The 21,337-nt window shown below is 38.6% G+C and carries 18 protein-coding genes and 1 pseudogene; 16 read left to right on the plus strand and 3 right to left on the minus strand.

Annotation, left to right across the window (positions count from 1 at the left end; all coding sequences use genetic code 11):
- The 10 genes from AAA970_RS27410 to AAA970_RS27455 form a co-directional block, all read left to right on the plus strand.
- Positions 1-2,608 (plus strand): malectin domain-containing carbohydrate-binding protein (locus AAA970_RS27410; RefSeq protein WP_338240133.1); only part of this gene is annotated, 2,608 nt, incomplete at its 5' end.
- A gap of 620 nt (positions 2,609-3,228) precedes the next feature.
- On the plus strand, positions 3,229-4,179 hold the full coding sequence (locus AAA970_RS27415) for a S8 family peptidase (RefSeq protein ID WP_338239647.1): 951 nt from the start codon (positions 3,229-3,231) through the stop codon (positions 4,177-4,179).
- Positions 4,180-4,325: 146 nt separating this feature from the next.
- A complete protein-coding gene (locus AAA970_RS27420; RefSeq protein WP_338240134.1) occupies positions 4,326-5,087 on the plus strand; it encodes an NUDIX hydrolase in 762 nt (253 codons plus the stop codon).
- A 568-nt stretch (positions 5,088-5,655) separates the two neighbouring features.
- On the plus strand, positions 5,656-6,129 hold the full coding sequence (locus AAA970_RS27425) for a hypothetical protein (protein ID WP_338239644.1): 474 nt from the start codon (positions 5,656-5,658) through the stop codon (positions 6,127-6,129).
- An 11-nt stretch (positions 6,130-6,140) separates the two neighbouring features.
- Entirely contained in the window at positions 6,141-6,473 is a 333-nt protein-coding gene (locus AAA970_RS27430) for a hypothetical protein (protein WP_338239642.1), read from the plus strand.
- A gap of 248 nt (positions 6,474-6,721) precedes the next feature.
- A complete protein-coding gene (locus AAA970_RS27435; protein ID WP_338240135.1) occupies positions 6,722-7,294 on the plus strand; it encodes a recombinase family protein in 573 nt (190 codons plus the stop codon).
- Between the two features lie 385 nt (positions 7,295-7,679).
- Entirely contained in the window at positions 7,680-9,227 is a 1,548-nt protein-coding gene (locus AAA970_RS27440) for a type I restriction-modification system subunit M (RefSeq protein ID WP_338240136.1), read from the plus strand.
- A complete protein-coding gene (locus AAA970_RS27445) occupies positions 9,224-10,450 on the plus strand; it encodes a restriction endonuclease subunit S (RefSeq protein WP_338240137.1) in 1,227 nt (408 codons plus the stop codon). Before AAA970_RS27440 ends, AAA970_RS27445 begins: the two co-directional genes overlap by 4 nt.
- An 8-nt stretch (positions 10,451-10,458) precedes the next feature.
- The gene (locus AAA970_RS27450) at positions 10,459-11,589 is read left to right on the plus strand and encodes an AAA family ATPase (protein WP_338240138.1); all 1,131 of its coding nucleotides are present in this window, start codon (positions 10,459-10,461) and stop codon (positions 11,587-11,589) included.
- A 9-nt stretch (positions 11,590-11,598) separates the two neighbouring features.
- Positions 11,599-14,703, plus strand: a complete 3,105-nt coding sequence (locus tag AAA970_RS27455; protein ID WP_338240139.1) for a type I restriction endonuclease subunit R — start codon at positions 11,599-11,601, stop codon at positions 14,701-14,703.
- Between the two features lie 647 nt (positions 14,704-15,350).
- On the opposite strand, the gene AAA970_RS27460 is transcribed toward AAA970_RS27455, so the two are convergent.
- Together AAA970_RS27460 and AAA970_RS27925 are read right to left on the minus strand one after the other, a co-directional pair.
- Positions 15,351-16,583 carry an IS256 family transposase gene (locus tag AAA970_RS27460; protein ID WP_338238188.1) on the minus strand — a complete coding sequence of 411 codons (1,233 nt, stop codon included), beginning with the start codon at positions 16,581-16,583 and terminating at the stop codon, positions 15,351-15,353.
- Positions 16,584-17,215: 632 nt separating this feature from the next.
- Positions 17,216-17,425, minus strand: a complete 210-nt coding sequence (locus tag AAA970_RS27925; RefSeq protein WP_420916754.1) for an ATP-binding protein — start codon at positions 17,423-17,425, stop codon at positions 17,216-17,218.
- Between the two features lie 174 nt (positions 17,426-17,599).
- Here AAA970_RS27925 and tnpA point away from each other — a divergent pair, with 174 nt between their 5' ends.
- From tnpA to AAA970_RS27490, 6 genes and pseudogenes are all read left to right on the plus strand, one after another.
- Entirely contained in the window at positions 17,600-17,896 is a 297-nt protein-coding gene (tnpA, locus tag AAA970_RS27465; RefSeq protein ID WP_338239729.1) for an IS66 family insertion sequence element accessory protein TnpA, read from the plus strand.
- A complete protein-coding gene (gene tnpB / locus AAA970_RS27470) occupies positions 17,890-18,261 on the plus strand; it encodes an IS66 family insertion sequence element accessory protein TnpB (RefSeq protein ID WP_338239727.1) in 372 nt (123 codons plus the stop codon). Before tnpA ends, tnpB begins: the two co-directional genes overlap by 7 nt.
- Positions 18,262-18,620: 359 nt before the next feature.
- Positions 18,621-19,511 (plus strand): annotated as a pseudogene (tnpC, locus tag AAA970_RS27475) (IS66 family transposase); the annotation flags it as partial.
- Positions 19,497-19,673 carry a transposase domain-containing protein gene (locus tag AAA970_RS27480; protein WP_338239839.1) on the plus strand — a complete coding sequence of 59 codons (177 nt, stop codon included), beginning with the start codon at positions 19,497-19,499 and terminating at the stop codon, positions 19,671-19,673. The pseudogene tnpC and the gene AAA970_RS27480, both read left to right, overlap by 15 nt.
- Positions 19,674-19,744: 71 nt before the next feature.
- Entirely contained in the window at positions 19,745-19,999 is a 255-nt protein-coding gene (locus AAA970_RS27485; protein ID WP_338239726.1) for a tyrosine-type recombinase/integrase, read from the plus strand.
- A 134-nt stretch (positions 20,000-20,133) separates the two neighbouring features.
- Positions 20,134-20,937 (plus strand): TIGR02391 family protein, encoded by an 804-nt coding sequence (locus AAA970_RS27490; RefSeq protein WP_338239725.1) that lies wholly within the window; start codon positions 20,134-20,136, stop codon positions 20,935-20,937.
- A gap of 216 nt (positions 20,938-21,153) precedes the next feature.
- Here AAA970_RS27490 and AAA970_RS27495 read toward each other — a convergent pair whose 3' ends face one another.
- Positions 21,154-21,279: a hypothetical protein gene (locus AAA970_RS27495; RefSeq protein ID WP_338239723.1), complete on the minus strand. Its 126-nt coding sequence runs from the start codon at positions 21,277-21,279 to the stop codon at positions 21,154-21,156.
- Between the last annotated feature and the right edge of the window lie 58 nt (positions 21,280-21,337).

Here is a 21,337-nt window from a genome sequence, read left to right on the forward strand (position 1 = left end):
CCTCGGTTTTCAGGCCTGGTCTCAGGAGGGAATTCGAAAGATACATCGCATTATTGAAGGAGAAGGCGTACCGGAGCTGGATTATGATAGCGGGGAAGAATTTGGTACTATAAGATCCAAATTATTCGTATGGGATGATAAGGTGTTTTTTACCAATGGGGACTTATACGTCTACTTTTATGATCCCATAAATGAAGCCATCAAAAAAACAGAAGCTTTCAACCCCTTCACTGTAATGCGTTATAAAAATAGCCTGCTCATGAATTCAATGGAAGCATGGTATTTATATCAAAACGGTACCATTGAGAACGTTTGGTATGAAAGCGCAAATTACGACGAATTTGAATTCCTTCACCTCAATCCCTATTGGCCGGAGGTTTTTGGTGCAGATGAAAACTATTTTTACTACCGGCATGATAAGATGAATTATTTAAATCCCATTGTCGGAGAAGATGGTGAAAATCAATTCCAACAGGTATATGCTACCTATTTTGATGGGGAAAAATTCATGGTTGGGGAAGGACGAGAACCAGGAACACCTGTATCAGATTACCTCTTAAATGATGTTCAATGGTTAGACAGGAGACTATTTGATGCACGCTATGGCGCAAGTGAAATAAAGGGAAGCGACTCATCACCACTCAGCGAGTTTTTGGATACTCCTTTTGAAAACCACTATGAGGAATTACCGGAAGACATTCAGGCGATGGCTACCAGTCTCCTGGCTGTAAAGGTCAATGGTAAATATTACTTTGACATCATTGAAGGAGGCTATCTCTGGTTGTGTGAATACAGTCCGAGGGAGGTTACAGCAAGTCAAAACCTGAAAATAAATGCCGGAGGAAAAACAGAGGTGAATGGCTATCTCCCGGATGCAGAGCTTCAAATTACAGGTTCGAGTCGTATTTATCAGACGAGCAGAACTGAGGACGTCCTTTATAATTCCCACCGTTACGGAAAAGACTTCCAATACCAGCTTCCTATACCTAATGGCAGGTATGAAGTTAGTTTGGTATTCAAGGAAGTATACCATGATAAAATTGGCAAAAGAATTTTTAGCGTTGACCTCCAGGGAGAAAATATTATAAAAGATTATAGCCCAAATCCAATTGAAGGAGTAGTTTATAAGAAATTCACTGCCAAAGTAACAGATGAAAAGCTAAATATAAGATGCTACACAGGTAAATACGGTATAGATAATGCGATGATCTCCGCCATTACTGTCAAACAGGATTTCACAAAAGATAAAAAAATAAATGCAGGATCTTCGGTGACTAATCCGGCTATGGACCTGGGTGAGGGGATCGATCGCTACTACACCTCCGGTAAAAGTTATTCAAGAGATGGAACGGATTTCATTGAAAACACGGAACGCTACGGTAAGGACTTTTCTTATTGTATCCCGGTAAAAGAAGCCGGTATTTATAAGGTAAGCCTCTATTTTAATGATTTCTATTGGGCAGAAAATAATCAAGAAGTAATTGAGCCCTATCAGGATGGGTTTTTCAGCTATACGCCCAGAAAACGAAGATTTAATGTCGACATCAACGGCATTAGGGTGCTGGATGATTTCGATTTACGCGATCGTATGGAATTGACTGAACGTAATTTTTATGTCGAAGCAACAGACAGCCTTAAAATCAGATTTTTTCTGGGCGATTATGGCTTAGACCATGCCAAAGTCAATGCCATTAGTTGGGAGAAATCGGTTCCGGTTCCTGTTTATATTGATGCTGGGGCATCTTCATATCTAAGTGCAAATGCTTATTATTATCAGCCGGAGTTTGGATATTCTTCAGATAGAAGGAATTTCCTACCGGAAGATGGCTATTTTCAAGGAGGAGAGCGCTATTCTGTTTTTGGAAAAAGATACCGGTATGATAGAGGACAAGGATTCTATTATTGGATCACCCAAATTGATGAAAATACCTACAACTACTCCGGATACTCCGAAAGACCTCCCTCCTTACCGTATAATGACGAAAACACTAACGATGCCCTAAAAACGGAGAGATATGGTCGGGATTTCAGTTATTGCCTTCCGACCATTCCGGGAGAATCCTATGATCTAAAGCTCATTTTTGCGGAAATCTATTTTAAGCGGGAAGGGCAGCGCATCTTTCAGGTGGACATTGATGGTCGACAGGTAATATCCAACCTGGACATCATCAAAGACGCTGGTGGTCCTTATATCGAAATCACAAAAGATCTCAGCTTCACTGCCCAGCACCAGACCACCAAAATCCGCTTTTATACCGGAGCGGAAGGCGTCAATAATGCCAAAATATCCGGTATCCTGCTGGAACCCGGAGATTCAAATGAACGAATGCTGACTGAGGAGCTCCAATTGCCGGAGGAAGAAAACAGCCTGGTGAGCCCTAACCCTATTGCGAATAATATCATCCGGATAAATAAATCAGTAGTTGCGGGTGAAATTGAAGGAATCGCCTTGGTGAGTATGGATGGGAGAATAATGGATTTTAAAGTGGTGAATGAGGATGATGAGGTGGTGGAGATTTCTCCTATAGATAACAGCAGGAATCAGATGATTAAGGTGAGTGTTAGTGGTTCTTTGGGGACAAGGAGTGTTACTGTGTTGAGGAGGTAGTTAGTGAAAAATCGTCCTGACAGGTACCAATAACTAAAATTAACATAGCAAAAATAATATTTTTCGATTGATTGAATTAAAATATTATATACCAGAAGAAAATAAAATTAATTTACCGGAAAACCTTACACTTGACCCCACAAACAAGAATAGCTCATTATCAACAATATACAACCGTTCTTTATCAAATAACAAATGTGAACCTTTGGAAAGAAAAGGATTTTGTACTAAAAAAAATAAAAGACTAATGTTTAACCCTAAACATCACACGACTAAAACCTGATTTGTATTACTCATTTAGAGATTCATTTTGAAATAGATTTAAAAAATATTTTATTATAAATAATACGTTAACTAAATAAACATTATTACTAATAATATCTATTTAAAAATAATACTAACAAATAAAAAAATGGACTTATTTTGTTGCGTAAAATCGGATTTAAATGACCCAGTTTTTCGCCGGAAAGAGCAGTTAATAAGATTAATGGAGTATGCAATTTAAACACCTTCTTAACTATCCAGTATTTAATAGTAAATGGCAATTTTAAAAACACAAAACAACAATAATCAAGACTTACTTATCAATAACTATAGTACTACATAATTAAAAGTATAAAATGAAGTCTATAAATAAACAAAATCGAGAAACGGAATTTACTTTTCAAAAACCTAAATTAAAGTTACATAAGGTATTAAAAAGTCTAAGTAAAAGTACGAAAGAGGAAAGGATTAACTGGGCAGGATCCATATTAAATATCCCTGCAGTTTGGCAAATTACACAAGGCAAAAACACTAAAGTTGCAGTATTAGATACTGGAATAGATGAGTCCCATCCAGATTTAAAAGAAGCTATCATCGAAACACATGATTTCACCAATGAGGGAATTAATGACAACAATGGCCACGGAACCCATTGTGCAGGAATAATTGGTGCCAGATTAAATAATTTTGGTTTTGTAGGAGTTGCTCCTCAATGTGAATTACTAATAGGTAAAGTATTGGGAAACAATGGTGGATCAAACCAAATGGTTGCAGATGGAATTTATTGGGCCACTGACAACGGAGCTGATATTATTTCAATGTCACTAGGAGGTCCTTACTCTGATAATGAACTATTTCAAGCCATTCACTATGCTCTATTCCACGGAAAAACTGTGATATGTGCAGCAGGAAATTCAGGTAAACTTTCAAAAAATAGCGTGGGATATCCCGGTAAATACGGTGGAGTTATCACCGTAGCATCACATGATGAAAATGGAAATGTGTCAGGGTTTTCCTCAAGAGGAGGAGAACTTGATTTCACTGCTCCTGGTAGCAATATTTGGTCTACTTTTAATAATGGAGGCTTTGCTGAGCTAAGTGGAACTTCTATGGCTACACCATTTGTGGCAGGTTTAGCTGCACTTATTCTTTCTAAACATAAACAAACCCCAATAAATAATACGCCATTGAATAATTGTGAGGATATGCGTCAGCATTTAATGAGAATGGCAACACACCCAGGATATTTCGAAAATTCTTCGGGATATGGTCCTCTACTCCCATTTGAGTACTTTTATGACAAATAATTAAAGCTAATAAAGAGAATGTTTCTCATCATCAATTTACAAATGTAATTTTCTCATTAAAGAAATGTTCAAAGATTATTTGATGACATGGGGGCGATCTCGCCCCTAAATATATATCGTATCTGTTATACAACTAACTACATAATATGCATTTATCAAACATAACTCCAGGAGATATTATTATATGGACATTTGTGACTGTATTTATATGTACTTGTCTTATTACTCTATTAGGAATACTAGAAAATATTAAATTCATACAAGTTAGTGAAAGATATTTGAATAAACTATTTATTATTTTAATGGTTGAAATAGCTAGTGCTTGCGTTGCATATGCTATTCTTGACATAAATAAAGACGAAAAGGTTATCATTGAATTAAAAAAACCATACGCTGGCAAAAAGTCAGCAGGAGCACTCGTTTTATCAATTCATAATGGAAGACCTTCTATGTTGCTTGTAATTCATAAAAAAAAGGATAAATTAGTAGTATCTCCACCTGGGGGAATAATGGAAGAAGGAGAAAAAGTTGAAGACACGGCCATAAGAGAAACATTAGAGGAGACTGGATACTCTATTAAATTTAAGGATAAAATAGAACAGTCCCCATATGGAAATACTAATTTTTCCTTGGTATATTCAGAAATTGATACTAGCCAGAATAACTTAAATTTTGATAATCCTGAAACTATCGGATTTTTATGGATAAAGAATCCTAAAATTATTCCATTACAGAATTGGAGGTTTCCTGAACAAAGAGAATGGATCATTGAATTGTTCGATAAATATTCAACTAGATACCTTATAGAAATAAAAGAGTGGAAAAAATCAAAAACGTTGTCCTTTAATGAATTGATGGAAAAAGAAGAGGGGGTAGACGATACACTGCTGGCTTTGTCTAAAAAATAAGTTATTCTGTCTTGTCACGTCCTGAAATACTTTGACACCTTTTCAACTATATAGACTTATCTGTCTAGTTGAATTATTTTATGATCGCAGTGCGGTTGGAGCCTCCCGGCAGGTCATTTTAATAGCTCACTCAAATAGCAAATGTTATTTGCTTGTTTCTTCTTCCTTTCCTGAGAGATGCATTACCTTCTCTGTTCGTGAGTTTTATTTGATAGTAATTCTTCCATAAAATTTTTATGGGCATTCTCAGCTGAAAGGCTTGATCTGGTATTAACATGTTGACACTTAAATGGGGCCTGTTAAATTTGTAGATCTCAATAGATAGCATCTGTTGTCCATGCAAATCCCCCTCGAAACTCATAAGTCGAATTCATCCTTAATATGAGATTCACATGCTCGGCAACAGAATTTCTTAAATTCTCTACATATCAAATACTTTCGTATTAAATCCCGCGCTCAGAATGATGTATAAGTGGTCAAGTTTTTCATCGGAAAGAGCAGCAAGAGCAATTGGAGTTGAGTTTACTCAATCGTTTTATGTCATTTAATAACTTAAAAACAAAAAATTATGATTAAAAACAAGATGATTACAAAAGCAAATTTATCCGCACTTGTTCTGATGCTACTGATGCTCACGCAAAGTTGTACCTCCATTCGACTAATTAGTGATTATGATGAGATAACTGATAAAACAGTAACAGAATTACAGGAAAAAGTTTCGAATTACTTTGTTAAGATTGAAAGAACAATTGGAACTGATGATGCTAAATATGAACACTTTGTTCAGCAATTCGATGACATCAAAGTTGACCTTAATACTCTTGAAGTAAGAGCGGGGGCATTTGAAAAAAATCGAATCGTTCAAGAACATTTTAAAGAGCTAAATAAAATGGTTAATAATTTGGAGTCATTACATAAAATTGGATTTTCTAGTTACGACCAAATCAAACCACTCAAACAACCTTTTAACTCAGCATTTACTGCAATTATAAAGCTGCAAATTGCTTTGAAAAGAGGGGATAAAACAGACAACAATAATTAATAATAAAAAAAATGGCTGATATAAACGTACAAAAAATTTTAGAACAGATGCTAGATGCTGCCAAAGGGGTTCTAGAAAATCACTGGGATGAAGCAAAACCATTTGCTGAACAAGAACTTAAAGCACTAGCAGAAAACCTTCAACTAATCGGACAGTTAAAGCTTGAGGGCAAGATTACTCAGGAGCAAGCAAAATATTACCTTGAAATTCAAAAAAGCAGTGTCAGAATAGTACTGTTGACAATTGAGGGGTTAGGTATTTTAGCTGTAGAAGCGGCTATTAATGCAGCACTTAATGTGATTAGGTCAACAGTAAACACAGCTCTAGGCTGGACAGTACTATAGTAAAAACGACATAGAGTCGATTAAACCAGGGGACTTCCACCCCTGACTTTCATAGGGGAGTGTAAACTGAACGCTGTCTCCTAAAAATTGTCCCGTTCTGAAATACATTGACACCTAAATTTTAAATTGACAACATCTATTCCATACCCTACCCCTTTCCAAAATCAGAATACCATAACTTACTGGTATTCTGATTTTTTTTGATCTTTACCGAATAGCACTATCCTACCCGTTCAAATTTTTTCAAAATGAAAGCAATTTACATCCGAGTATCCACTGAAGGTCAGAACATCGCCATCCAAAAAGGAGAAGGCAAAGAATTCATCGATAAGTGCTCCGGCACCATCCCGTTTTTTGAACGGCCGGCCGTTAAGAAATTAATCCGGGCTATTGAAGCGGGTAAGATTTCGGAGTTGGAGGTTACTCGCCTGGACCGCTTCGGTCGAAAGGCAGAAGATGTGAAAAAGGCGATCAACTGGTTTGGTCGCAGGAAGGTCCAGGTGATTATTAAGAATCAGGGATTGGTATGTTTCAATGATCGCTGGTCTTTAACTCCTGCTACCAGGATGATCATCGGGGTGCTGGCTGAGTTTGCGGAATTTGAGCGGGAAGTAATTAGAGAGAAGACCCTTGCGGGTATCGCCCTGGCCAAGGTGGAAGGAAAATTCAAAGGCCGGAAGCCCGGATCGAAAAACATCCGGAAACACCATCAGTACGATAGCGTGATGGCGCATTTGGAATCCGGGAAATCGGTTACAGCAATTCATCGACTTACTGGGGTGAGTCGGGTGAGTATTGCGAAATGGAGGGATAATAAATAGGAATAAATTAAAGTTTCACCACAGTTTAATTAATGGGACAAATCTTAAAACCAACTGATAACTAGCTAGTTCCAAGAATATTCATTTCAGTAGTAAACTTTTAACACTATAAGCACTCCCTAGCATGAATTTTCCGTCAACTATGTTTCTTTCATTAAGAATTCATAGTGGCATTTTCTCACATAATAATTTCTTTTATTTAAGCGTATTTTCCCCGAAATGCCTCATGTTTAATTTCGCTTTTTACGCCCTTGAATGTATTTTTGGCCTCGTGGCTTTTGGTTGAAGGCTATTTATGTACGCGTAAGGGCAATACAGCTAGATCCCAGCATACTACGAGTTAAACCATTTAAAGCCATTATTTTGAATATATTTAATAGAAATAATGACGAGTACAGCACAAAGAGCGGCATTACAAGCTCAAATATGGAAGATAGCCAATGAAGTACGGGGATCGGTTGATGGATGGGATTTCAAACAGTTCGTTTTAGGGACTTTATTCTATCGATTTATTAGTGAGAACTTTACTAATTACATTGAAGGCGGCGAGCCTGAGGTGAATTATGCTGGGATGGCTGACAATCAGATTCCTGATGATGTCAAAATTGATGCAATCAAGACGAAGGGATATTTTATTCGTCCGAGCCATCTTTTTGTAAATGTAGTGAAGGGAGCGAATACGAATGATAGTCTGAATACGGACCTTCATGATATTTTTAAGGCGATCGAAGGGTCGGCAATGGGTTATCCATCAGAGCAGGATATCAAAGGGCTTTTTGCTGATTTTGATACGCGAAGTAATCGATTGGGGAATACAGTTGATGATAAGAACAAGCGACTTGTGGCAGTACTAAATGGTGTGGCAGGGTTGAAATTTGGGAACTTTGAGGATAACCGGATCGATTTGTTTGGTGATGCTTATGAGTTTTTGATCTCGAATTATGCTGCAAATGCTGGTAAAAGTGGTGGTGAGTTTTTTACCCCTCAATCGGTTTCAAAACTGATTGCGCAATTGGCGATGCACAAGCAGACGAAGGTGAATAAAATTTATGACCCTGCGGCAGGATCGGGCTCACTTCTTCTTCAAGCGAAAAAGCACTTTGATAGCCATATTATTGAGGAGGGTTTCTTCGGGCAGGAGATTAATCATACGACCTACAACTTGGCGCGTATGAATATGTTTCTGCATAATATCAACTACGACAAGTTTCATATTACGCTTGGGGACACACTTACGGCTCCTGAGCTAAAGGACGATAAGCCTTTTGATGCGATTGTTTCTAATCCACCCTATTCTGTAAACTGGATTGGTAAGGATGATCCAACGTTGATTAATGATGATCGATTTGCTCCAGCTGGAGTACTAGCTCCAAAGGGCAAAGCTGATTTTGCTTTTGTACTTCATGCATTGAACTACTTATCAGCTAAAGGACGTGCTGCCATTGTTTGTTTCCCTGGTATCTTTTATCGCGGCGGAGCGGAGCAGAAAATCAGAAAGTACCTCGTGGATAATAACTATGTAGAGACAGTTATTGCGTTAGCGCCAAATCTTTTCTATGGAACATCGATTGCGGTAAATATTCTTGTTCTTTCAAAGAGTAAGCCTGATACTTCAATTCAGTTTATTGATGCGAGTGGAGAAGGCTTCTTTAGCAAAGAGACGAATAACAATGTGATGGCTGATGCGCATATCCAATCAATTATGGACCTGTTTGATGGGAAAGCGGATGAGGCCCATATTGCCCAATCTGTCGACTATGATGTCATCGTCGCAAATGATTATAATCTTTCAGTGAGTTCGTATGTAGAGGCGAAGGATAATCGCGAAGTGGTTGATATTGCTACACTGAACAGTGAGATTGCCACAACGGTCAAGAAAATTGATACATTACGGGCTGATATTGACTTAATTGTAAAGGAGATCGAGGCATGAGTTATATAGAGAAGCTATTGGCTGGGGCTAAGGTTGAGTGGAAGACTTTAGGGGATATTGGAGAAATAATTCGAGGAAATGGACTTCAGAAAAAAGATTTAAGAGAAGATGGTTTTCCTGCAATACATTATGGGCAAATTTTCACACGATATGGATTATCTACAGAAAATACATATACATTTGTTGATGAACACTTTGCAAGAAAGTTGAAAACTGCCATCAAGAATGACTTACTTATTGCTACAACATCTGAAAATGATGAAGATGTCTTAAAGCCACTTGCTTGGTTGGGTGAACAGACAGCAATTTCAGGGGATATGATGATGTTCCGTCACAGGCAAAATGTCAAGTTTCTAGCATACTATTTTCAATCAACCCCATTCCAAAAACAAAAACAAAAATACATAACAGGAGCTAAAGTTAGACGAGTTTCATCAGGCAATTTAGCAAAAATGGAGGTTCCTATCCCCCCACTTTCGGTTCAGGAGGAGATTGTACGGATATTGGACACCTTTACGAAGCTTACTACGAAGCTTACTACGGAGCTTACTACGGAGCTTACAATGAGGAAGAAGCAATATAGCTACTACCGTGATTCGTTGTTGAGTTTTGAGGAAAGAGAGGTTAAGTGGAAGACTTTGGGGGAGATAGGTGAGTTTCAAAGGGGAAAACGATTTGTTAAAGATGATATGATCTCAGAGGGAATCCCTTGTATCCATTATGGGGAGATGTATACCCATTACGGAATTTGGGCTGATAAATCTAAATCCTTTGTCAGTAAAGAATTAACTGATAAGAAAAAATTAAGAGTTGCCGAGAAGGGAGATATTATAATTGTAGGGGCGGGGGAAACGATTGAAGATATAGGAAAAGGAACTGCATGGCTAAGTGATGATGATGTTGTTATACATGATGCCTGCTTTTCATACCGAAGCGCATTAAACCCCAAGTATGTTGCTTACTACACAAGGACTAAGCATTTTCATAATCAAATTAGGAGACATATCTCTTCTGGAAAGATCTCAGCAATTAATGCAAAAGGATTGAGCAAAGTAGTTATTCCTATACCTTCATCAAAAGAACAAGAACGAATAGTAACAATACTTGATGACTTTGATACTCTTACGACCTCAATAAACGAAGGCCTTCCGAAGGAGGTTGAGCTGAGAAAAAAGCAGTATGAATATTACCGAGATTTATTACTGAATTTTCCGAAAGACTAATACTTACTATGCCAAACCCACTAACTGAAATTGCAAGAGAGCTTCAAGATTGCCAAAAGAAGGTACAACTTATCTACGCCTTTAATGGCGTAGGTAAGACACGTTTGTCACGAGAGTTTAAGGATTTAATTGATTCTCAGGATTCGGAAGAAGGAGATACTGATTTTATAAATGCGAGAGTATTGTATTATAATGCCTTTACAGAAGATCTGTTTTATTGGAATAATAGTCGGGAAGATGTGAAGTTGAATATTAGTCCCAATAATTTTACTGACTGGATCCTTCGGACACAAGGGCAAGACGCTAATATTACTAGACGATTCCAGCATTATACCACCTCCATTCTAACGCCTCGATTCCATCCTTTACTTACAAGTATAAGTTTTTCACTTGAAAGAGGTGATGATACCCCTGTTGAGAATATTAAAATTTCGAAAGGAGAGGAAAGTAATTTAATTTGGTGTGTTTTTTATTGTCTAATTTCTGAGGTGGTGGAGATATTGAATATACCAGAACCTGAAGAGCGGGGAGAGCAAACATTTGAAAATTTACAATATGTCTTTATTGATGATCCAGTTAGTTCTCTTGATGATAATCACCTTATAGAGTTAGCGGTTGATATTGCTAATCTTATAAAGGATAGTGAGTCAGAGTTAAAATTCATCATCACTACACATAATCCACTGTTTTATAATGTCCTTTACAATGAATTAAATATTAGATCTCAGAATTATAGACCAAGAGAATGTGAAAAGTATCGACTTGAAAAGAACGAATCAGGTACATATACTTTGACTCCTCAAACAAACGACTCTCCTTTTTCATATCATTTACACTTAATGAAAGAGCTACAAATTGCCATTGAATCTGGAAATATACATAAATATCATTTCAGTTTTCTCAGAAATATTTTGGAGAAAACATCAACTTTTTTAGGCCACGAAAAATGGGTAGATCTTCTGCCTGAGGAAACAGATGGAGCAAGAGATAGATACTTTTCACGAATCATTAATTTATCAAGTCACTCAAACCATTCAGGAGAAGAGACTATTGCAGTAAACGATAATGACAAAAGGGTGCTAGAACATCTTTTTAGGCAGATTCAAGAGAGGTATCACTTCGACCTTTCAAACAACTAATTTTTTAATATGAACATTACCGAACAAAAAACTATAGCAGAGACCCAAAACTATATTGTTCTTGATAAATACACGAGGGTAGAACAGCAAAGTACTGGTTACCAGACAGAGGCTGACCTAGAGCAGGAGCTTATTGAGGATTTAACAAATCAGGGCTATGAGTACCTGAAAGGACTTACCACCCCAGAAGCAATGCTTGCTAATGTACGGATCCAGCTTGAGGTGCTAAACAAAATGACCTTTAGCGATGGGGAGTGGGATCGATTCGTTGAAGAGTATCTGGACAAGCCCGGGGATGGGATAGTTGATAAGACTCGAAAATTGCATAATAATCATATCTATGATTTTGTATTTGACGATGGGCGTATTCAGAATATTTATCTTGTTGATAAGCGAAATATAGCGCGCAACAAGGTTCAGGTCATTTCACAGTTTGAACAAGAGGGGACACACGCTAATCGGTATGATGTGACGATATTGGTGAATGGTTTGCCCTTGGTGCATGTGGAGCTAAAAAAACGGGGTGTAGCTATTCGGGAAGCATTTAACCAGATTCACCGCTATAGTAAAGAGAGCTTCAATAGTGAAAACTCGCTGTTCAAATATATTCAGATCTTTGTTATCTCAAACGGAACCGACAGCCGCTACTTTGCGAATACGACGAAGCGGAGTAAAAACAGTTATGACTTCACGATGAATTGGGCGAAATGTGACAATAGCCTGATTAAAGATTTGAAGGACTTTACAGCTACCTTCTTTCAGAAAAGCACCCTGCTGAAGGTTTTGCTAACTTATTCGGTTTTTGATGTAAGTGACACTTTGCTGGTTATGCGTCCGTATCAGATTGCTGCTACTGAACGGATCTTATGGAAGATTAAGAGTTCGTATCAAGCAAAGCAATGGAATAAGCCTGAAAGCGGTGGGTTCATTTGGCACACCACAGGATCGGGAAAAACCTTGACGAGCTTTAAAGCTGCGCGTTTGGCAACGGAGATGGAGGAGATAGATAAGGTGTTTTTTGTGGTGGACAGGAAGGATCTCGACTACCAGACGATGAAAGAGTACCAGCGTTTTTCGCCTGATAGTGTCAATGGCTCAAGTAGTACAGCGGGGCTAAAGCGCAATATCGATAAGGAAGATAATAAAATTATTGTCACTACGATTCAGAAGCTGAATAACCTGATAAAGAGAGAGAGAGGACTTTCCGTATATCAAAAGCAGGTGGTCTTTATTTTTGACGAGGCTCATCGATCACAGTTTGGGGAAGCTCAGAAGAATATCAAGAAGTATTTTAAGAAATATTACCAGTTCGGATTTACAGGTACGCCTATCTTTCCGGAAAATGCAGTTGGATCAGATACCACAGCGAGTGTTTTTGGGAGTGAATTGCACTCTTATGTGATTACGGATGCTATTCGTGATGAAAAGGTGCTGAAATTTAAGGTGGATTATAATGATGTCCGCCCCAAATTTAAACACTTAGAGACGGAGAAGGATGAACAGAAGCTAAGTGCAGCGGAAAATAAAAAAGCACTACTCCACCCCGAACGTATCCTAGAGATCTCGCAATATATACTTCAGAATTTCCGCCAGAAGACACATCGCACAGTGGGAAATGGTAAGGGCTTTAATGCGATGTTTGCGGTGAGTAGTGTTGATGCTGCGAAGTGCTATTATGATGAAATTAATAGGCTCCAAAAAAACAGTGAACGACCTCTAAAGATTGCTACTATCTTTTCGTATGCAGCTAATGAGGAACAGAGTGCTATTGGAGAGATTCAAGATGAGGGCTTTGATGTCTCGGCTATGAACCTGAGTGCAAAGGAGTTTTTGACTACTGCTATCGGGGATTATAATGCAATGTTCCGGACAAACTATGGTGTGGACAGCAAGGAGTTTCAGAATTACTACCGGAACTTAGCTAAGCGGGTGAAAAACCAGGAGATTGATCTGATTATAGTTGTAGGAATGTTTTTAACAGGCTTTGATGCCCCGCAGCTTAACACCTTGTTTGTCGATAAGAATCTGCGCTATCATGGCCTAATTCAGGCTTTTTCTCGCACGAATCGTATTTATGACGCTACTAAGACCTTTGGAAATATTGTTACGTTCAGAGACCTCGAAGAGCAAACGATTGATGCGATCCGACTATTTGGAGACAGCAATACTAAGAATGTTGTTCTGGAGAAAAGTTATCAGGAATATTTGGAGGGCTTTAAAGATATTGTTACAGGTGAAGCCAAACGAGGGTATCGTGCTGTGGTCAGAGAGCTTAACGAAAAGTTCCCTGATCCTTCAAAAATTGAGACAGAAGCAGACAAAAAAGCATTCATTAAACTGTTTGGTGAGTATTTGCGCATTGAGAACGTACTTGGGAATTATGATGAGTTTGTAAGTCTTAAGGCATTGCAGCATGTGGATGTGGATGATCCGGAGGCGGTGGAGACGTTTAAGAACCGATATCATTTGACGGATAAAGATATTGCTTCGATGCAACAAATTGAAGTACCTGCGGAGCGTGATCTTCAAGATTATAAATCAAGTTATAATGATATCCAGGAATGGCGCCGTAAACAAAGAGGGGGGAACGTGCCTGAGGAGTCAAATATTGATTGGGATGATGTTGTGTTTGAGGTAGACCTTCTGAAAAGTCAGGAGATTAATCTGGATTATATTCTGGGGCTGATTTATGAACACAATAAGAAAAGTAAGGATAAGGATGCACTGATCGAAGAAGTACGTCGCATAATTCGCGCTAGTATTGGTAACCGGGCTAAGGAAAGCTTGATTGTTAATTTCATTAATCAAACGGACTTAGATACTATTGATGATAAGCTTGGCGTCATTGATGCCTTCTTCCTGTTTGCACAAGAACGTCAACGAAAGGAGTTCACTCAATTGGTCGATGATGAAAACCTGAATAAAGAAGAGGCAAAACGATATATCATGACTTCATTGAAACGGGAGTATGCCAGTGAGCATGGTACAGAACTGAATTCGATTCTTCCAAAAATGAGTCCACTCAACCCAAAATTTTTGACGAAAAAGCGAAGTGTCTTCGAGAAGATCGTCGCTTTTATTGATAAATTTAAAGGAGTAGGGGGTGAAGTATAAGTCCTTTAGTTTTTACTTAAAAATTGAAAATGATTATTCAAAGACATGTAAACCTCTGTAATTCAGATGATAACGCGTAATTTTCGATCCTCGTTGACGAATAAAAGAGGGCGAAGTACATTTTGGGGATGATATGTTTAGTACAAATAAAAAAGAGGTTGTCTCATAATTCGAGATAGCCTCTTTTTTTATCACAAATTCAAAATACCCTCCCTTTAAATACGTGATTCTCCGAGGCTAGATTTTACTTTTGAGACGGCCTCTTTTTCGTTCTCTAAATACTATTTTTTATTCCTGAAAATATAAGTAATAATTGCCGTTCCAGTATTGGTAAGAAAAAGGACCATGTGATCGAAATCACCCTTTAAAATCTTATACTCTTCAATTGTCATGAACTTAATTATCATTATTTTTATTACAATAAACAACAACAACATTAAACTAATGAAAATCAGCATATTACAACCAAACCGGATTTTACTATAATAAGTCCGTTCCTCTGGGGAGGTGACATTTTTTTCGAAAGATGTAAGTTCTTTTGTTCTCAAGTGCTTTCATATTGGTTTGGTGTGTTAGGGGAAAAATAAATTGAGCCTTTAAAATACAGCCTTGAGCTATGCCCAAAAGTGGTGTTCAGGAGGTCGAAGTTAAGCGGCCTGTTTGATCTCTTCGCCGTCTTTAAATTTAACTTCTCTGATTACTTTTTCAATGGTTTTATAGCCCCGTATTCGATTCCAGTTTTTCTCCGCACACATGCCGAGTTTGAATATCATATGGAGCATTCCGTCCCGATCCAGACAACCCTTTGATCGCTTCGTACGATGTCTGATCGTCCCAAAAGAGGACTCTATCGGATTGGTGGTTCGGATGCTTTGCCAATGTTCAGCGGGAAAGTCGTAAAAATTTAGCAATTCATCACGGTCTTTTTGTAAACAAATTGCAGCTTTTGGATACTTTGCCTCATAAGTATCTATGAATAAGTCAAATGCTTTATCTGCTTCTTCTTTGGTTTCGGCCATCCATATTTGATGGATTTTGTCCTTAGCCTTTTGTTGAGCCGATTTGGGTAAGCAATTCAAAACATTGCCAGTTTTATGCATCCAGCAGCGTTGCGCCTTTGTTTTAGGGAATTCTTCTTCCAATGCTGCCCAAAAGCCCAGCGCCCCATCACCAATCGCTAATTTAGGCGCATTCATACCGCGGTGTTTCAGTTCGAGTAATACCTCTTTCCAGCTTTGTTTTGACTCTCTGACCCCATCTTCAATCGCTAAAAAATGCTTCCTTCCCTGACTGTCAACTCCAATAACGACCAGTGCACAAAGTTTATCATCTTCCTTCCTTAGACCACTGTAGATTCCATCAACCCAAATGTAAGCCCACTTCTTGTCCGCTAAAGAGGCTTTTCGCCAGACATCGTATTCCTTTCCCCATTCTGTTTTTAAACGGGAAATAGTGCTGGAAGACAAACCGCTGGCTCCGGGGCCTAAGAGCGCTTCTAAAGCATCATTCATTTCCCCCGTTGAAATACCCTTGAGATAAAGCCAGGGTATCGCAGCCTCCAGTGATTTCGATTTTCGAACATATGGCGGAACCAGGACCGATTGGAAAGAAACCGGGGCTCCTGTTTTGGAACGAATCTTTGGAACTCTGACCGTTACCGGGCCAATACCTGTCTGAACTTCTCGTTCCGGCAAATGACCATTTCGGACTACTGCGGCTTTTCCATCAGCAGTTTTAAGGTCGCGGAATTGCTTTAAATACTCCTCCAACTCCGCCTCAACCGCAAGGCGTATGATTTCTTTGGCTCCTGCCCGAATCGTCTCTGTTAATAGATCGTGAGTTGCTTCCGCAATCGGTGGGATTTGATTAATTTCGCTCATGGTGGCAAATTTTTGGCTTGTTTTTTATTGGCGTTTAAATCAACCAATTTTGCCGCTATTTTTCAACCCTCAAACACCACTTTCGGGCATATCTCTACAGCCTTCACTAATATAGAAAACTTTTCTATTGCATACCACAACCTATATTGTAATCTCCAACCAAATGGGTACCACCCTTCCAATCGAAAGGATCTCTGTTAAAAGTGGATTTGATAGACTAAAATGACATTCTCAGAGGTTATAGGATTCAACTGGATACTAAAATAGCATTAGAGAATATGACAAAAGTACTTTTGAGGTCCAGTTTTTAATGGATTTAGCTATAAAAGCTTACACTCTTGTTATCAGCATTATACATTACTATATAATAAAAGTGCTTTTAAAATTTCTCAAGCAAGGATCATAATTTCCTATATGTTAACCAGTTACTCTGTTATTCCTTGAAAAGAACCTGACTAATATGAAAAAATCCCCATCATTTCTGTAATCTCAAACCATGTGGGTACCGCTAAAAGTAAAATAAATAGACTATGTTTTCAATAAATTAATCCTGTTGTGTAAGACTAATTGCATACCTTAATCGATAAGACTCCCCATCCATATTAATCAAATGAGCTTTGTGAGCTAACCGATCAATTAGGGGTAGGGGCAAGGGCAAGAGCAGGGAATATTTCATTCCATCTCTCAATATCCATATTGGCGGTGATTATTGTTGGTTTCCTTCCAGCCCAGAGGGATAAATGATTGAACAACAGCTCAGCTCCGGCCTTATCAAAGGAGATATCACCTACTTCATCGCAAATTACCAAATCGCATTTCTCAAACTTGACCTCGAACCACATTAACGCCTTCTAAGAGAGTGATTCTCAAAAGGGGGTTATTAATGAAATGGTTAAAAGGATACCGAAAAATTGCGACAACCTAGTTAAAAGAACAGAGTAAACATCCCGCCATCTCCATCTTTCCTTTTTGCATTTCAATGATGACCTTCCGTTAAATCATCAATATTTTAAAAAATGAGCTTTCAGGAACGAAAAATGTTTGCGTTGGTAGATAAGAAAGAATCGAGTAATCTGAAAACGGCCGATTTCTGCAAGGCGGAAGGGATTAGTCTGGCTTGCTTTTACAAATGGAAACGAAAGAAGCAGGAGTATGAGGAAAATGAGGACCCTTTCATTGAATTAGAAATTGAAGAGGCAGAAGAACAGGAGGTCCCAGGGGAAATAGAGCTTCACTTCCCCAATGGCACTAAAATGTTTTTCCCCGCAAACATTCCTTTGTCGTACCTTGAGCGCTTAGTAAAAGTATGTTAGCAATTGGCCCCAATGATAGGCTCTATCTTTTTCACGAGCCAACGGATATGCGCAAAGGTTTTGACGGTCTGAGCGGACTTGTGAGGAATCATCTGAAAGAAAACCCTCTAGATGGTAACATTTATATTTTCATCAATAAGTCAAGGGACAGAATCAAGTTACTACGCTTTGAGGGAGATGGTTTTGCTATTTATTATAAACGGCTGGAATCCGGAAGAATCGAGTTGCCTCCAAGGGTAAATGAAGAAAAGAAGGTGAAGATAGACCACGCCACCATCATGATGATGCTTCAGGGAATTGGGTTGATGCAATGTAAAAAATACAAAAGATTTTCCTTCTCCAGTGTTCATAAACGCAGTTTTTAGGCTAAAATTGTATATATTATTATATGCAGGAAGCCTCTTACATATGCGTTCCTAAGTTGCATTGGGATAAAATGACGTCCGATTTGGACTTCTATAAAAAGTGGTATGCCAATCGAAAAACAGAACGCTATGCGCCGGGGACCGAGGTAGATAACCAGCAACTTGCGATTGATTTCGCAGGAGAATCTGTGATTGATGAAAACATAACTTCATCAGAAGGAAATTCCAATAGAAAAGAGGTCATTGTTGAGTTAGAAAACATACCTGAAGGCGCTAAATTTATTCGGTACGAAACTACAGAAGTACTGGAAGTGACACCTCCCTCTGTGAGCGTATTGGTCATTAAGCGACCGGTTTTTATGGTTCCTGAAGATGATGATCGCTTTCGGTATGTTACTGCCGACTATCCGGATTTCCTGCCGATTCCCAAGAGTAATACCTCAGCCTCCCTTTTGGCGTATCTGATTGTGAGCAAATTTGTTGATCATTTACCGATCTATCGAATGGTGCAAATGTTCAGGCGGGATGGTATTATCTTCAATAGTTCCACCATTAATAACTGGTTCAAAAAGGTACATGAATTATTACAATGCCTGTATGAGAAGTTAGTCGATCAGGTTCAGCAAGCAAGCTATATTCAGGCCGACGAAACGACCATAAAATTAGCTCGCAAAGGCGGCACCGTTGACAATTATATGTGGTATTACCATGCCCCTTTGGAAAAAGTAGCCTGTCTGCAATATCAAAAAGAACGTGCTGCTGAATATGCGGATGACTTTTTCCTCGATTATGAAGGGGATTTTGCTCAGGCTGACGGTTATGCCGGATATAATCATTTAAAAGATCGCGGGATCACCCTTTTAGCATGAATGGCCCATGCCAGACGCAAGTTTTTTGATGCCCTTGGCAATGACAAGGAAATGGCGGAATATGCTTTGAGTAAATTTCAATTGCTGTATGAAATTGAAGAAGAGGTTAGGTCTAAAAACCTTAATTTTTCCCAAATTAAGGGTGTTCGGCAAGTCAGAGCCATCCCAATTTTGGAAGAGATGAAAAGTTGGGCCGAAAAAAATGTCGTGGATACATTACCCAAATCCAAGATCGGAAAAGCTTTCCGGTATTTTCTGAAAATGTATGATCGCCTCCTGATTTACACGGAGGGTGGCAGCTTCCTTATTGATAATAATCTTATCGAGAACTTAATCCGCCCGCTTGCCATTGGGCGTAAGAATTATATGTTTGTTGGTTCCGAAAGCGGTGGCTACTGGGCGGCAACATTCTATTCCTTTTTTCCTACCTGTAAGCTGAATGAGGTGAACCCCTACCAGTGGCTGAAGCATACCCTTGAAAATATCCGATCCACTCCAGAGAAAAAAATTTCTTCCCTTTTACCACAAAATTTTTCCGAATAATTATTAGGCGATGGAGCTTGGCTGGGATCTAGAGGGGTTGACGGGGATAGCGAAGTGTTTACATTGAAGGGGTGGACGGACAACCTTATTCGGCCACCTCCATACAATCTATTTTCAGAAAGGCTAAAAAAAGTGCTAAAATAAACCCTCTAGCCACTCCGCATACCCTCAGGCACAGTTTTGCCACTCACCTGCTGGAACATGGCACTGATCTTCGTTTTATACAAGAGCTATTAGGCCATAACTCCTCCAAGACCACTGAAATATACACCCATGTGACCAATAAAAATGTTAAAAATGTTAAAAGTCCCTTAGATCAACGGTGAATATGATTATATTACCAAACAATTAACTTATACAAATATGGTTGTGCGAATAAGGGAGATATACGCAATAGGAATTGAGTTTACACAATCGTTAGAGGCTATTAAAGCGGATAGCTAACAAACTTAAGATTAAGATGGCAAAAAAGATTTTCAATTCAATAGACAGCGGAACTTTGGAAGGGTTAGCAAAGATTTTGGCAGATACAGGACAAGGCTTAACAGGTACTGAATTATCGAAATTTATACCCGAGGCAGGACTTACAGATATTGACCCCACAAATACAAAATGGAAAAGGCTTTACAATAGTTTTGCTGAATATCAGACGCTAAATCAGAAATCAAATTGTATATTAAAATTCATAAATATTTCATTGAAACCTTCGCGCTTCGTAGGGCAAAATGATAAATTTGAAACAATACGAGCTGAATTAAACAAGAGGCTCTCATTTATCGGATTACAATTAAACGAGAGTGGAGTGTTTAATCCTGTAACAGCTACCAAAACTATATCAGAAGCTGAACAGCGTGTGAATAGATTTAAATCTAAGCTTGGCAATAGAAACATTCACCCCAAAATATATGAATATTGTAACTCTGAATTGATAACAGAAAACTATTTTCATTCTGTCTTTGAGGCGGTCAAGAGTATTGCTGAAGAAATTAGAAAAAGGACAAACCTAACTCTTGATGGAGGGGCACTTATTGATAAAGCTTTATCAGTGTCAAATCCATTAATTAAAATCAATTCTCTACAAACAGAGACTGAACAGAGTGAGCAAAAGGGATTTTCAAATCTCATAAAAGGGGTTTTTGGAATGTTTAGAAATTCAACAGCACATGCTCCTAAAGTTAAATGGAAAATAACCGAAGATGAAGCATTAGATATTATGACAACAATATCAATGATACATAAGAAGTTGAACCAAAACAGCCTCTAATCGAGTAGACGGGTGTGAGCCATAAGCTTACACTGCGCCTCTCACACCACCGTACGTACGGGTCTCGTATACGGCGGTTCGTAGGGCATAGAATAATTGCTCTTTGCACCAATTATTCCTTTCGGCTACTTTTAAGATAGGGCTAGCTGAGCCTCCCTATCGAATTTTCACTTCACCATACGTTCGGTCCTTCACCGACCCGTGAGAACTCCGACTTTATCCATAAAGGTGTCGGCTCAGGTCCCATCGGCTACTATGACCTCTGCTGACTTCTCCACAAATCAACACCTGATTATGAAGATCTCCAGGTAAGAGCATATTCTTTCCCTCGATTCCTGCCACATCTACTTACATTGCACTCACTCTCGTGTTTTGGACTTCACAAAGATGTGCTTGCTCA

Origin of the sequence: Persicobacter diffluens (assembly GCF_036244895.1) — a bacterium.
Classification (GTDB): domain Bacteria; phylum Bacteroidota; class Bacteroidia; order Cytophagales; family Cyclobacteriaceae; genus Persicobacter; species Persicobacter diffluens.

Excerpts from the sequence above, each read along its gene's own strand:
- AAA970_RS27445 (WP_338240137.1), top strand. The coding sequence starts at position 9,224 with ATGAGTTATATAGAGAAGCTATTGGCTGGGGCTAAGGTTGAGTGGAAG.
- AAA970_RS27440 (WP_338240136.1), top strand. The coding sequence starts at position 7,680 with ATGACGAGTACAGCACAAAGAGCGGCATTACAAGCTCAAATATGGAAG.
- AAA970_RS27490 (WP_338239725.1), top strand. The coding sequence starts at position 20,134 with ATGGCAAAAAAGATTTTCAATTCAATAGACAGCGGAACTTTGGAAGGG.
- AAA970_RS27480 (WP_338239839.1), top strand. The coding sequence starts at position 19,497 with ATGTTTGTTGGTTCCGAAAGCGGTGGCTACTGGGCGGCAACATTCTAT.
- AAA970_RS27430 (WP_338239642.1), top strand. The coding sequence starts at position 6,141 with ATGGCTGATATAAACGTACAAAAAATTTTAGAACAGATGCTAGATGCT.
- AAA970_RS27460 (WP_338238188.1), bottom strand. The coding sequence starts at position 16,583 with ATGAGCGAAATTAATCAAATCCCACCGATTGCGGAAGCAACTCACGAT.
- AAA970_RS27420 (WP_338240134.1), top strand. The coding sequence starts at position 4,326 with ATGCATTTATCAAACATAACTCCAGGAGATATTATTATATGGACATTT.
- AAA970_RS27450 (WP_338240138.1), top strand. The coding sequence starts at position 10,459 with ATGCCAAACCCACTAACTGAAATTGCAAGAGAGCTTCAAGATTGCCAA.
- AAA970_RS27455 (WP_338240139.1), top strand. The coding sequence starts at position 11,599 with ATGAACATTACCGAACAAAAAACTATAGCAGAGACCCAAAACTATATT.
- AAA970_RS27415 (WP_338239647.1), top strand. The coding sequence starts at position 3,229 with ATGAAGTCTATAAATAAACAAAATCGAGAAACGGAATTTACTTTTCAA.
- tnpB (WP_338239727.1), top strand. The coding sequence starts at position 17,890 with ATGTTAGCAATTGGCCCCAATGATAGGCTCTATCTTTTTCACGAGCCA.
- AAA970_RS27925 (WP_420916754.1), bottom strand. The coding sequence starts at position 17,425 with ATGTGGTTCGAGGTCAAGTTTGAGAAATGCGATTTGGTAATTTGCGAT.
- AAA970_RS27435 (WP_338240135.1), top strand. The coding sequence starts at position 6,722 with ATGAAAGCAATTTACATCCGAGTATCCACTGAAGGTCAGAACATCGCC.
- AAA970_RS27425 (WP_338239644.1), top strand. The coding sequence starts at position 5,656 with ATGATTAAAAACAAGATGATTACAAAAGCAAATTTATCCGCACTTGTT.
- tnpA (WP_338239729.1), top strand. The coding sequence starts at position 17,600 with ATGAGCTTTCAGGAACGAAAAATGTTTGCGTTGGTAGATAAGAAAGAA.